This is a genomic window from Xanthobacter lutulentifluminis, from assembly GCF_043194675.2.
Classification (GTDB): Bacteria; Pseudomonadota; Alphaproteobacteria; order Rhizobiales; family Xanthobacteraceae; genus Xanthobacter.
This window is the reverse complement of the sequence record NZ_CM195525.1, coordinates 2050608-2063289: the sequence shown is the minus strand read 5'-3', so window position 1 is coordinate 2063289 and position 12682 is coordinate 2050608. Positions and strand designations below refer to the sequence as shown.

Annotated in this window: 10 protein-coding genes; 8 read left to right on the top strand and 2 right to left on the bottom strand. The window is 69.7% G+C overall.

The genetic code is table 11. The annotated features are described in order from the left end of the window. The first annotated feature begins 205 nt into the window (after positions 1–205). The 6 genes from sucC to lpdA all read left to right on the top strand — a co-directional run bounded on the left by sucC (position 206) and on the right by lpdA (position 8742). Positions 206–1408 carry an ADP-forming succinate--CoA ligase subunit beta gene (sucC, locus tag V5F49_RS09310; RefSeq protein WP_509210767.1) on the top strand — a complete coding sequence of 401 codons (1203 nt, stop codon included), beginning with the start codon at positions 206–208 and terminating at the stop codon, positions 1406–1408. Continuing rightward, the gene (gene sucD / locus V5F49_RS09305; protein WP_509210766.1) at positions 1408–2292 is read left to right on the top strand and encodes a succinate--CoA ligase subunit alpha; all 885 of its coding nucleotides are present in this window, start codon (positions 1408–1410) and stop codon (positions 2290–2292) included. Before sucC ends, sucD begins: the two co-directional genes overlap by 1 nt. A gap of 324 nt (positions 2293–2616) precedes the next feature. After that, positions 2617–5571, top strand: coding sequence for a 2-oxoglutarate dehydrogenase E1 component (locus V5F49_RS09300; RefSeq protein WP_394118156.1), 2955 nt, complete (start codon positions 2617–2619; stop codon positions 5569–5571). Positions 5572–5589: 18 nt separating this feature from the next. Further along, on the top strand, positions 5590–5916 hold the full coding sequence (locus V5F49_RS09295) for a YciI family protein (RefSeq protein ID WP_394118155.1): 327 nt from the start codon (positions 5590–5592) through the stop codon (positions 5914–5916). Between the two features lie 27 nt (positions 5917–5943). Further along, positions 5944–7161, top strand: a complete 1218-nt coding sequence (odhB, locus tag V5F49_RS09290; protein WP_394118154.1) for a 2-oxoglutarate dehydrogenase complex dihydrolipoyllysine-residue succinyltransferase — start codon at positions 5944–5946, stop codon at positions 7159–7161. A 177-nt stretch (positions 7162–7338) separates the two neighbouring features. After that, on the top strand, positions 7339–8742 hold the full coding sequence (gene lpdA / locus V5F49_RS09285; RefSeq protein ID WP_394118153.1) for a dihydrolipoyl dehydrogenase: 1404 nt from the start codon (positions 7339–7341) through the stop codon (positions 8740–8742). Between the two features lie 577 nt (positions 8743–9319). Here the strand turns inward: lpdA and V5F49_RS09280 are convergent. Both V5F49_RS09280 and V5F49_RS09275 read right to left on the bottom strand, forming a co-directional pair. Next, positions 9320–9760, bottom strand: a complete 441-nt coding sequence (locus V5F49_RS09280) for a VOC family protein (protein ID WP_394118152.1) — start codon at positions 9758–9760, stop codon at positions 9320–9322. A 125-nt stretch (positions 9761–9885) separates the two neighbouring features. Then, positions 9886–10899 carry a tyrosine recombinase XerC gene (locus tag V5F49_RS09275; RefSeq protein ID WP_394118151.1) on the bottom strand — a complete coding sequence of 338 codons (1014 nt, stop codon included), beginning with the start codon at positions 10897–10899 and terminating at the stop codon, positions 9886–9888. 172 nt (positions 10900–11071) lie between these two features. Here V5F49_RS09275 and V5F49_RS09270 point away from each other — a divergent pair, with 172 nt between their 5' ends. Both V5F49_RS09270 and V5F49_RS09265 read left to right on the top strand, forming a co-directional pair. Next, a complete protein-coding gene (locus V5F49_RS09270) occupies positions 11072–11668 on the top strand; it encodes a PadR family transcriptional regulator (RefSeq protein ID WP_394118158.1) in 597 nt (198 codons plus the stop codon). 741 nt (positions 11669–12409) lie between these two features. Further along, positions 12410–12682: a helix-turn-helix domain-containing protein gene (locus tag V5F49_RS09265; RefSeq protein WP_394118150.1), complete on the top strand. Its 273-nt coding sequence runs from the start codon at positions 12410–12412 to the stop codon at positions 12680–12682.

The following is a 12682-nucleotide window of genomic DNA, read 5'->3' as shown; positions in this document are numbered from 1 at the left end:
ATGCCGGCACGTACCGGCGAGGTGAAGGAGACGAGTGCTCCCCTTCCGGGGGCTGCAGGGCGCGGCGCAGGTTCTGAACCGGCGCGATGTCAGGCAGGTCCCCTCTGCGGTGGATGCGGTTCGGGTGCAGGGGTCGCGCGGCTTCGCGGGGCCCGGTCCGGCCGGGGCGGGGGAGGGGCGTTTCGCAACCCTGAGGGACGCAGAGATGAATATTCACGAGTACCAGGCCAAGGCGCTCCTGAAGAAATACGGTGCGCCGGTCTCGCGCGGCGTGCCCGTGCTCAAGGTCGAGGAAGCCGAGGCTGCCGCCAAGGAGCTGGGCGGTCCGCTCTGGGTCGTGAAGTCCCAGATCCATGCCGGCGGTCGCGGCAAGGGCAAGTTCAAGGAAGCCGCTGCCGGCGAGAAGGGCGGCGTGCGCCTCGCCAAGTCCATCGAGGAGGTGAAGGAATTCGTCTCCCAGATGCTCGGCAACACCCTCGTGACCGTGCAGACCGGCCCCGCCGGCAAGCAGGTGAACCGCCTGTACCTCGAGGACGGCTCCGACATCGAGAAGGAATTCTACCTCTCGCTGCTGGTGGACCGCGAGACCTCGCGCGTCGCCTTCGTCGTGTCCACCGAGGGTGGCATGGACATCGAGGAAGTGGCTCACAAGACCCCTGAGAAGATCATCACCTTCTCGGTGGATCCGGTGTCCGGCGTGGAAGGCTTCCACGGCCGCAAGGTGGCCAAGGCCCTCGGCCTCACCGGCGACCTCGCCAAGCAGGCGGGCAAGCTGACCGAGGTGCTCTACACCGCCTTCACCGCCACCGACATGGCCATGCTCGAGATCAACCCGCTGATCGTCACCAAGGACGGCCAGCTGCGCGTGCTCGACGCCAAGGTGTCGTTCGATTCCAACTCCCTGTTCCGCCACCCCGAGCTCTCCGAGCTGCGCGACCTGACGGAAGAGGACGAGAAGGAGATCGAGGCGTCCAAGTACGACCTCGCCTACATCGCCCTCGACGGCACCATCGGCTGCATGGTCAACGGCGCCGGCCTTGCCATGGCGACCCTCGACATCATCCAGCTGTACGGCGAGAGCCCGGCCAACTTCCTCGACGTGGGCGGCGGCGCCAACGAGGAGAAGGTGACCGCGGCGTTCAAGATCATCACCGCGGATCCCAACGTGAAGGGCATCCTCGTGAACATCTTCGGCGGCATCATGAAGTGCGACGTCATCGCCAACGGCGTGCTGGCGGCGGTGAAGGCGGTGGGGCTCCAGGTGCCCCTCGTGGTGCGCCTCGAGGGCACCAATGTGGAAGAAGGCAAGAAGATCATCCGCGAGAGCGGTCTGAACGTGATCCCTGCCGACGATCTGGACGATGCGGCGCAGAAGATCGTGGCCGCCGTGAAGAAGGATGCCGCGTGATGTCCGTGCTCATCGACGTCAACACCAAGGTCATCACCCAGGGCTTCACCGGCAAGAACGGCACGTTCCACGCCCAGCAGGCAATCGCCTACGGCACCAAGATGGTCGGCGGCACCTCCCCCGGCAAGGGCGGCACCACCCACCTCGGCCTGCCGGTGTTCGACACCGTGCTGGAAGCCAAGGAGGCCACCGGCGCCGACGCCTCGGTGATCTACGTGCCGCCTCCGGGCGCGGCGGACGCCATCCTGGAAGCCATCGACGCGGAGATCCCGCTCATCGTCTGCATCACCGAGGGCATCCCGGTGCTGGACATGGTGAAGGTGAAGCGGGCGCTGTCGGGCTCCAAGTCGCGGCTCGTCGGCCCCAACTGCCCCGGCATCGTCACCGCCGGCCAGTCGAAGATCGGCATCATGCCGGCGAACATCTTCAAGACCGGCTCGGTGGGCGTGGTCTCGCGCTCCGGCACGCTGACCTATGAGGCGGTGTTCCAGACCACCCAGGAAGGCCTCGGCCAGACCTCGGCGGTGGGCATCGGCGGCGACCCGGTGAAGGGCACCGAGTTCATCGACGTGCTGGAGCTGTTCCTGGCCGACCCGAAGACCGAATCGATCATCATGATCGGCGAGATCGGCGGCTCGGCGGAGGAGGACGCGGCGCAGTTCATCGCCGACGAGGCGAAGAAGGGCCGCAAGAAGCCGATGGTGGGCTTCATCGCCGGCCGCACGGCGCCTCCCGGCCGCCGCATGGGCCATGCGGGCGCCATCATCTCCGGCGGCAAGGGCGGCGCCGAGGACAAGATCGCGGCCATGGAGGCGGCGGGCATCCGCGTGTCTCCCTCCCCCGCGCGCCTCGGCAAGACCCTCGTCGAAGTGCTCAAGGGCTGAGCGGACGGCGCCCCTCTCCTTTCGTAGGGGGAGGGGCGGCCGCCAAATCGGCACATTCCGCGCAATTTCGCCATGAAATTCGGCGACTGGCGAGCGCGGTTCGGGTATGCGCCGCCACGCCCTACCGGACGTGGGCGGCGCATCCCATCTCATGGTTGTCGAGCACCGTTGCCGAAGGCCGCCACGAGCCTCGCAGCGGTGAAAGGGCGCCCGGCACCGCCGGACGCCGGATTTGTGGCAGACGAGCGGTCTTCGGGGCTTCAATTTCCTCGCGAAATGCGCTGAAGGAAAGAGAGGCGCCATCGACCATCCGGGAAGAAGCCCATGTCGCGCGCGGAACAGAACGACCTTTTCCTGAATACCTCCTTCCTCTATGGCGCCAATGCCGCCTGGATCGAGGATCTCTACGCCCGCTACGAGGCCGACCCGAGCGCGGTGACGCCCGAGTGGCAGAATTTCTTCGCCGCGCTGAAGGATGATCCCAATCAGGTCGTCCAGAACGCCCGCGGCGCCTCCTGGAAGAAGCCGAACTGGCCGGTGCACGCCAATGGCGAGCTGGTCTCGGCCATGGACGGCCAGTGGATCGAGGTCGAGAAGGCCATCGGCGAGAAGGTGAAGGCCAAGGCGCAGAAGGCCGGCGTCGAGTTCTCCGCCACCGAGGTGCAGCAGGCCACGCGCGACAGCGTCAAGGCGCTGATGATGATCCGCGCCTACCGCATGCGTGGCCATCTGCATGCCAACCTCGACCCGCTCGGTCTGACGCCCCCCCGCGAGGCGCCCGAGCTTGATCCGGCCTCCTACGGCTTCTACGAGGCCGACCTCGACCGCAAGATCTTCATCGACCACGTGCTGGGCATGGAGTTCGCCACCGTCCGCCAGATGGTGACGATCCTGCGCCGCACCTACTGCTCGTCGGTGGGCGTCGAGTTCATGCACATCTCCTCGCCCGAGGAGAAGGCCTGGATCCAGGAGCGCATCGAGGGTCCCGACAAGGAGGTGACCTTCACCCGCGAGGGCAAGCGCGCCATCCTCAACAAGCTGGTGGAGGCCGAGGGCTTCGAGAAGTTCCTCGACGTCAAGTACACCGGCACCAAGCGCTTCGGCCTCGACGGCGGCGAGAGCCTGATCCCGGCGCTGGAGCAGATCATCAAGCGCGGCGGCAACCTCGGTCTGAAGGAGATCGTGCTGGGCATGGCCCACCGCGGCCGCCTCAACGTGCTGACCCAGGTGATGGGCAAGCCGCACCGCGCGCTGTTCCACGAGTTCAAGGGCGGCTCCTGGGCCCCCGACGACGTGGAAGGCTCGGGCGACGTGAAGTACCACCTCGGCGCCTCGTCCGACCGCGAGTTCGACCACAACAAGGTCCACCTCTCGCTGACCGCCAACCCGTCCCACCTCGAGATCGTCGATCCCGTGGTGCTCGGCAAGGTGCGCGCCAAGCAGGACCAGTGGGGCGACACCGAGCGCGTGAAGGTGCTCCCGCTGATCCTCCACGGCGACGCCGCCTTCGCCGGCCAGGGCGTGGTGGCCGAGTGCCTCGGCCTCTCCGGCCTGAAGGGCCACCGCACCGGCGGCTCGGTGCACTTCATCATCAACAACCAGATCGGCTTCACTACCAATCCGCGCTACTCGCGCTCCTCGCCGTATCCGTCGGACGTGGCGAAGATGATCGAGGCGCCGATCTTCCACTGCAACGGCGACGACCCGGAATCGGTGGTGTTCTGCGCCAAGGTGGCGATCGAGTTCCGCCAGCGCTTCCACAAGCCGGTGGTCATCGACATGTTCTGCTACCGTCGCTTCGGCCACAACGAGGGCGACGAGCCGGCGTTCACCCAGCCGAAGATGTACAAGGTGATCCGCCAGCACCCGAGCGTGCTCGAGCTCTACACCAAGAAGCTCGAGAGCGAGAACGTGGTGACCGCCGGCGAGGTGGACACCATGCGCAACGCCTGGCGCGAGCGCCTGGAGGCCGAGCACGAGGCCGGCCAGGCCTACAAGCCCAACAAGGCGGACTGGCTGGACGGCCGCTGGGCCGGCTTCAAGGCGGCGCAGGAGGATGACGATCCGCGCCGCGGCAACACCGGCGTCGCGGTCGACACCCTGAAGGCCATCGGCGAGAAGATCACCGCCGTGCCGGAGGGCTTCAAGGTCCACCGCACCATCCAGCGCTTCCTCGACAACCGCAAGAAGGCGATCGAGGACGGCGTCGGCATCGACTGGGCGACCGGCGAGGCGCTGGCCTTCTGCTCGCTGATGCTGGAAGGCCACCCGGTCCGCCTGTCGGGCCAGGACGTGGAGCGCGGCACCTTCTCGCAGCGCCATTCGGTGCTGCTCGACCAGGATACCGAGGCCCGCTACAAGCCCTACAACCACCTCTCCGAGACCCAGGCCAAGTACGAGGTCATCAACTCGATGCTCTCGGAGGAGGCGGTGCTCGGCTTCGAGTATGGCTACACCCTCTCCGAGCCCAACACGCTGGTGCTCTGGGAGGCGCAGTTCGGCGATTTCGCCAACGGCGCGCAGGTGGTGTTCGACCAGTTCATCTCCTCGGGCGAGCGCAAGTGGCTGCGCATGTCCGGCCTCGTCTGCCTGCTGCCGCACGGCTATGAGGGCCAGGGTCCGGAGCACTCCTCCGCCCGCCTCGAGCGCTACCTGCAGCTCTGCGCCGAGGACAACATGCAGGTGGCCAACGTCACCACCCCGGCCAACTACTTCCACATCCTGCGCCGGCAGATGAACCGGGAGTTCCGCAAGCCGCTTGTGCTGATGACGCCCAAGTCGCTGCTGCGTCACAAGCGGGCGGTGTCCAGCCTGTCGGAGCTGGTGGCCGGCACCTCGTTCCATCGCGTGCTGTGGGACGATGCCCAGTCGCATCCCGACCAGAACGCCATCAAGCTGGTGGCGGACGACAAGGTGCGGCGCGTCGTGCTGTGCTCGGGCAAGGTCTATTACGACCTGCTGGAGGAGCGCGAGAAGCGCGGCGTCAACGACGTCTACCTGATGCGCGTGGAGCAGCTCTATCCGTTCCCGCTCAAGACGCTGGTGCAGGAGATCGGCCGCTTCAAGAACGCCGAGGTGGTCTGGTGCCAGGAAGAGCCGAAGAACCAGGGGTCCTGGTCGTTCGTGCAGCCCTACCTGGAGTGGGTGCTGGAGCAGGCCGGCGGCGCCGCCCGGCGGCCGCGTTACGCGGGCCGTCCGGCCTCCGCGGCCACGGCCACCGGGCTCATGTCGAAGCACCTGGCCCAGCTCAAGGCCTTCCTCGACGAAGCCCTCGGCTGATCCAGGAGAGACACGGCCGTGGCCCACTTCCTCCTGCGCCTCGAACCGCCGCGCGCCAGCTTCCCGCAGGATGCGACCGCGGCGGAGATGGACGCGATGGCCGCCCACGGCGCCTACTGGCAGGGCCAGGCCGATCTCGGCCTCGCCCTCGCGGTAGGCCCGGTGGCGGACCCGTCGGGCATCTGGGGCATGGCGCTGGTGGAGGTGGCGGACGAGGCTGAAGCGACCAGCCTCACCGCGGACGATCCCGTCATCCGGGCGGACCTGGGCTTCGCCTATCGTGTGATGCCCATTCTGTCGCTCATCCAGGCCCGGGCGCACCGTCCGGGCCGAGCCCAAAATTAAGGGAGGCCCCTGAAGGGGGCGAACGCAATGACGACCGAGATCCGCGTGCCCACCCTGGGCGAGTCCGTTACCGAGGCCACCATCGGCAAGTGGTTCAAGAAGCCCGGCGAGGCCGTGAAGGCCGACGAGCCCATCGTGGAGCTCGAGACCGACAAGGTCACGGTCGAGGTGCCCGCCCCGGCGTCCGGCGTCCTGTCGGAGATCATCGCCAAGGACGGTGACACCGTGGGTGTCGGCGCGCTCCTCGGCGCCATCGCCGCCGGCGAGGGTGCCGCCGCGGCCCCGGCCGCCGCTGCCGCGCCTGCTCCCGCCGCCGCTCCGGCGCCCGCGCCTGCCGCTGCTCCCGCCGCCCCCGTGGCCGGTGGCGCCAACGGCCCGGCCGTGGCCCGCCTCGCCGCCGAGAGCGGTGTCAGCCCCGCCGGTGTCGCCGGCTCCGGCAAGGACGGCCGCGTCACCAAGGGGGACATGCTGGCCGCCATCGCCGCCGGCGCCTCCGCCGCTCCGGCCCCGGTCGCCGTCCGCGCGCCCTCCGCGCCGGTGGACGCCGCCCGCGAGGAGCGGGTGAAGATGACCAAGCTGCGCCAGACCATCGCGCGCCGCCTGAAGGACGCCCAGAACACCGCCGCCATGCTCACCACGTTCAACGACGTGGACATGACCGCGGTGATGAGCCTGCGTAGCCAGTTCAAGGATGCGTTCGAGAAGAAGCACGGCACCAAGCTCGGCTTCATGGGCTTCTTCACCAAGGCGGTGATCGCGGCGCTGAAGGATCTTCCGGCGGTCAACGCCGAGATCGACGGCCAGGACATCGTCTACAAGAACTACTACAACATCGGCATCGCGGTGGGCACCGAGAAGGGCCTCGTGGTCCCGGTGGTGCGTGACGCCGACCAGCTCTCCGTCTCCGACATCGAGAAGCAGATCGCCGGCTTCGGCAAGAAGGCGCGCGACGGCAAGCTCGGCATCGATGAGATGCAGGGCGGCACCTTCACCATCACCAACGGCGGCATCTACGGCTCGCTGATGTCCACCCCCATCCTCAACGCGCCGCAGTCGGGCATCCTCGGCATGCACCGCATCGAGGAGCGCCCGGTGGTGGTCAAGGGTCAGATCGTGATCCGCCCGATGATGTACCTCGCCCTCTCCTACGACCACCGCATCGTCGATGGCCGCGAGGCCGTGACCTTCCTGGTGCGCGTGAAGGAAACCCTGGAAGATCCCGCGCGCCTCGTGCTGGATCTGTGAGGATCTGAGGGGGAGCCCGAAGGCTCCCCCTTTGCCTGTCTGCCGGTTCCCGCCGGCACCTCTTTCCGGGCTGAAGGCAGCCCACATCACCTCGATTGGAGCCGGTCGGCCGGTATCGTGACGGATGCGGTCCGGGTTGCGGACAGCGGCTTTGGTTGAGGTCTGGAGACTTTATCGATGTCCTACGATCTCATCGTCATCGGCACCGGCCCCGGCGGCTATGTGTGCGCCATCCGCGCGGCCCAGCTCGGCCTCAAGGTCGCGGTGGTGGAGAAGCGCGGCACCCATGGCGGCACCTGCCTGAACGTGGGCTGCATCCCGTCCAAGGCGCTGCTCTACGCCTCCGAGCTGTTCGAGGAGGCGGGCCACAAGTTCGCCGAGATGGGCATCGGCGTGCCTGCGCCCAAGCTCGACCTGCCCGCCATGCTCGCCTTCAAGGACAAGGGCGTGGACGGCAACGTCAAGGGCGTCGAGTTCCTGCTGAAGAAGAACAAGATCGACGTCTACATGGGCGCCGGCAAGATCCTCGGCACCGGCAAGGTGGAAGTCACCCTGAACGCCGACGGCAAGGTCGAGGTGCTGGAGACGAAGAACATCGTCATCGCCACCGGCTCGGACGTCGCTCCGCTGCCGGGCGTCGCCATCGACGAGGAGCGCATCGTCTCCTCCACCGGCGCGCTGAAGCTGCCCAAGGTTCCGGGCAAGCTGGTGGTGGTCGGCGCGGGCGTCATCGGCCTCGAGCTCGGCTCGGTGTGGCGGCGCCTCGGCGCCCAGGTCACCGTGGTGGAATTCCTCGACCGCATCCTGCCCGGCATGGACGGCGAGGTGGCCAAGAGCTTCCAGCGCATCCTCGACAAGCAGGGCTTCGCCTTCAAGCTGGGCACCAAGGTCACCGGCGTCGACACCAAGGGCAAGACCCTGAAGGTGTCGGTGGAGCCGGCCGCCGGCGGCGCCGCTGAGGTGATCGAGGCCGACGTGGTGCTGGTCGCCATCGGCCGCATTCCCTACACCGCCGGCCTCGGGCTGGAGGAGGCGGGCGTCGCCAAGGACGCGCGCGGCCGCGTGGTCACCGACCACCACTTCGCCACCAACGTGCCGGGCATCTACGCCATCGGCGACGTGATCGTGGGCCCGATGCTCGCCCACAAGGCCGAGGACGAGGGCGTGGCGCTGGCGGAGCTGCTGGCTGGCAAGGCCGGGCACGTGAACTACGACGTGATCCCGGGCGTGGTCTACACCTTCCCGGAGGTCGCCTCGGTGGGCAAGACCGAGGAAGAGCTGAAGGCCGCGGGCATCGCCTACAAGGTCGGCAAGTTCCCCTTCACCGCCAACGGCCGCACCAAGGTGAACAACACCACGGACGGCTTCGTGAAGATCCTCGCCGACGCCGCCACCGACAAGGTGCTGGGCGCCCACATCATCGGCCCCGAGGCCGGCGAGATGATCCACGAGGCGGCGGTGCTGATGGAGTTCGGCGGCTCGTCCGAGGACCTCGCCCGCACCTGCCACGCCCACCCCACCCGCTCCGAGGCGGTAAAGGAGGCGGCCATGGCCGTGGAGAAGCGCGCCATCCACATGTGATGGCCGGTCCGGCCCGCGCGGCCGGACGCCTTCGGGAGATCACTTCGGGACACGCGCCGGCCGTGCAGGCCGGCGTGGGGCCTTCTGGGGCCTTCATGTGAGCTTGGCGCAACGCGCCGATCTGGCAAAAAAGAAGCCCCCGACCACGGGTCGGGGGCGTCGGAGGTCCCGATGTCCACGCGGGGGATGCGCCGGCTTGCCGCCACACTCCGCGCCCGGATGTCCGGAACACCGGCATTGAGCCACGCCGCCGCGCCGGCGGGAAGCGGCTCCATCGCTTCCTCTCATCACGATCGCGCGCACCCTTGAGCGGGGCCGCAGCGCCGCGCCGTATCGGCGGCATCTTGGTGCCGTGACGGGCGCGGGGCTTTGCCGGACTGTTCCGCGCGGCGGCGGGTCATCGCAGCGGCCGCGCCCGTGCGTGCGCCCCCGGAGGCGGCGTGCGTTCTGTGATGCCCGCACGGGCCGCGGCGGGCCAATGCGCTCCGCCACGCCACCGGGCCTGGAAATCCTCCCATCCCGTCGGGGTCTCCCGGCTGAGCCTCGGCTCGCCGGGCGTGGATGCTCCGCCTCGCCCTCAGAGGTAGGTCACGGCCTCGATCCGCCAGCCGTCCGGGTCCATCAGGAAGGCGGCGAAATAGCCGGGGCCATACTGCGGCCGCAGGCCGGGCGCGCCATGGTCGCTGCCGCCTGTCGCGAGCCCTGCCGCGTGGAAGGCCGCCACCGCCGCGGCGTCCGGCGCGCAGAAGGCGATATGGGTGCCCGCGGGCGGCGCCACCGGCCCCTCGCGAAGCTGCACCCAGAACGGGGCCGCACCTGGCGCCCCCTCCGGCGCCGGCAGCGTGCCGGGCGGTCCCCAGCAGGCGGAGGCGCCTTCCGGCTCGTCATAATCGGCCACGCGCACCAGGCCGAGCGGCGCCAGCACCGCATCATAGAAGCGGACGGCGCGGGCGAGGTCCACGGTGGTCACCGACAGGTGCTCGATCACGGGGCGGACCGGCGTTGGTGGCGGGGTCATGGGCGCACCTCGGGTTGGAAAACGGGGGCGCGCTCGACCTGTTGGGATCGCTCGCCCGTGGCGTGGCGCAGGATACGTGATCCCGGCCGGCGATGCCGCTCCCTGCCGCGAGGGCTCGGGCCGGCTCAGCCCGGCTCCCGTGTCCCGGCAGGGCGCGGCAGGCTGGCGCGCGGGTGGGCGGCGCGATAGGCCGCCATGAGGGCGGCAGCGTCCACCTGCGTGTAGATCTGCGTGGTGGAGAGGGAGGCGTGCCCCAGCAGTTCCTGGATGGCGCGGATCTCGCCGCCGCGCGAGAGCAGGTGGGTGGCGAAGGAATGGCGCAGCGCATGGGGCGTGGCGCTGTCCGGCAGGCCGAGCGCGCCGCGCATCCGCTCGACCGCCAGCTGCACGATGCGCGGGGAGAGCGGCCCGCCCTTCGCCCCGCGGAACAGCGGGCCCTCCGCCGGCAGGGCGTGCGGGCACAGGGCACGATACTCGGCGATGGCGGCGCGCACCGGGGCGATCAGCGGCACCATGCGCGTCTTGCGGCCCTTGCCGGTGACGGTGATCTGCTCCGCATCGGCCGGAACGTCGCGGGGAGAGAGGCCAAGGGCCTCCGAGATGCGCAGGCCGGCGCCGTACAGCAGGGAGATGACCGCGGCGTCGCGCGCCAGCACCCACGGCTCGCGCGCCTCGCCGGCCCGGCTGGCGGGGTCGGTCATGGCGCGCGCGGCGGCGATGGGCAGCGGCTTGGGCAGGCCGGCGGGCACCTTGGGCGCCCGCACGGCGGCGAGCGCGCCCATCCTGCCGAGGCCCTCGCGCTCCAGATGGCGGCCGAACGAACGCGCCGCCGCCAGCAGCCGGACCAGCGTGCGCGGGGCGACGCCTTCGGCCCGGCGGGAGGCGAGAACCGCGCGCACGTCCGCCGGGGTGAGCGCCGCGAGGTCGGCAAGATCGGGCCGGCGGCCGAGATGGTCGGTGAGGCGCAGGTTCACCACCGCCAGATCGCGGGCATAGGCCTCCAGCGTCTTGGCCGAGAGCCGCCGCTCATGGGCGAGCCGCGCCAGCCAGGCGTCGGCGGCAGCCGCCACCTGTGGCGCGGTGGCTGCGCGCAGGGCGTGGGCGGCGCGGGCCGCCCGGTCGTCATCGCTCATGGCCATGGTCGCGCTCCCATCGGCAATGCCCCGCTCCATATGGGGCAGGGCGCCTTCAGGAATCCTGAACGCCGCCTCTTGAACGGCAGATATATCGAACGATATAGTGTTCGTAACATATCGTACGACATATCGCAGGAGGCGATCCATGTTCGGATGCTGGAAAGACCGGAACGAGATGCATCACGCGGCCGGCGCCGGCCGGGGCGATTGGGGCGGCGCGCGGGGCGGTGGCGGTGGCGGACGCGGCGGGCGCGGCGGCGGCGACATGTTCCGCATGGGCCGCATGTGGGCGCAGGGCGACCTAAAGCTGCTCGCCCTCGCGCTCATCGCCGAGCAGCCGCGCCACGGCTACGAGATCATCAAGCTGATCGAGGAGAAGACCGCCGGCTGGTATTCCCCCAGCCCCGGGGTGGTCTATCCCACCCTCACCTTCCTGGAGGAGGCGGGCTATGTGACCGCCGAGGCCGAGGGGTCCAAGAAGCGCTACGCCATCACCGAGGACGGCCGCGTCTATCTGTCGGAAAACCGCGATCTGGCGGATGCCATCCTCGGCCGTCTCGCGCAGGTGGGCGAGAAGATGGGCCGGGTGCGCCGCTGGATGGGGTGGGGCGAGGCCGGCTCCGAGGCCGGGAACGATCTGCCGCGCCTCGTTGAGGCCGCGCTCGAGAACCTGCGCGAGACCAGCCAGCAGAAGCTGGAGGCGAACCGCGGGGCCGAGACGCGCATCGTCGAGATCCTCGCCCGCGCCGCCGCGGATATCCGCGAGGCCTGATCGCGCACCCCCGCCCGGCGCCCCTTGGCGGCCCGGGCGGGGCGCCCGCCGTGCGCGCCCCTGCCGGTCTCGACGCATGTCGGCTTCGTCACAGCGTCGGCGGCGCCCTGCCGGCTCCGTCTGGCGGATGGCCGGGGACAGGTGCTCGCGGTCCCCCGGGCCCTGCCGTCCTTCCGGAACGCCTATCGCACCTCGCGCGGCACAGGCGCCTCCCTCCGCATCGCGCGGCGATCGTGCCGCCTGCCGTGCGCCGTCCATTCACGCGCGCTGACCCCGCGCGCGTTCCGCCGGGGTCGGGCGCTCCGGTCCGGGCGAAGCGTCCGGTCCGCATCCATGCGCCGCCGCTCCCTCGTCGCCGCTCGTTCTCCGGTGCCCTGCGGGCAACCTCCCGGCCACCGGCGATGCGCGCTGCCTGCCCGGTCGACGATCGTGCGACCGCGCGCTCGCGCTCTCCTCCCTCTCTGCCTCCCTTCGGAGCGGGCCGCGTCCGAGACCTGCAAGCGGCAGACGCCACCGATCCGGCCAGACATGGCGCGCGGGCGGCCCTCGCACGGGGCACGATCGGGCAGCCCCGAGCTGCCCGATCGGCGGGCGGTCTGCCCCTCGCCGAACGCGCCCGCCGCCCGAAGGATGAGACCAATGATGTATAAAACATCATAAATAATGCTTCAAATCTGACTTAGCATGTGCTACATAGGAGAAATCACGCTCAGGATACCTTCGCTTGGTGCCGTCCGCGTCATGATCACCGCCGCCCAGCTGCGCGCCGCGCGCGCCCTTCTCGGCCTCGACCAGCGAGGGCTCGCGGCCTTGTCCGGCCTGTCGCTGCCCACCATCCAGCGGATGGAGGCGAGCGACGGCGTCATTCGCGGCAATGTGGATTCGCTCGTGAAGCTCGTGGGCGCGCTGGAGGCGTCGGGCATCGAGCTGATCGCCGAGGGTGCCGTCAGCGATGGCGGCGGTCGCGGCGTCCGGCTGCGCGAGATCCCGCGGCCCCCGGTGCCGGAGGACTGA

Coding starts and splice junctions, on each gene's coding strand:
- V5F49_RS09265 (WP_394118150.1), top strand. CDS start 12,410: ATGATCACCGCCGCCCAGCTGCGCGCCGCGCGCGCCCTTCTCGGCCTC.
- V5F49_RS09270 (WP_394118158.1), top strand. CDS start 11,072: ATGCATCACGCGGCCGGCGCCGGCCGGGGCGATTGGGGCGGCGCGCGG.
- odhB (WP_394118154.1), top strand. CDS start 5,944: ATGACGACCGAGATCCGCGTGCCCACCCTGGGCGAGTCCGTTACCGAG.
- lpdA (WP_394118153.1), top strand. CDS start 7,339: ATGTCCTACGATCTCATCGTCATCGGCACCGGCCCCGGCGGCTATGTG.
- V5F49_RS09275 (WP_394118151.1), bottom strand. CDS start 10,899: ATGGCCATGAGCGATGACGACCGGGCGGCCCGCGCCGCCCACGCCCTG.
- sucC (WP_509210767.1), top strand. CDS start 206: ATGAATATTCACGAGTACCAGGCCAAGGCGCTCCTGAAGAAATACGGT.
- V5F49_RS09280 (WP_394118152.1), bottom strand. CDS start 9,760: ATGACCCCGCCACCAACGCCGGTCCGCCCCGTGATCGAGCACCTGTCG.
- sucD (WP_509210766.1), top strand. CDS start 1,408: ATGTCCGTGCTCATCGACGTCAACACCAAGGTCATCACCCAGGGCTTC.
- V5F49_RS09300 (WP_394118156.1), top strand. CDS start 2,617: ATGTCGCGCGCGGAACAGAACGACCTTTTCCTGAATACCTCCTTCCTC.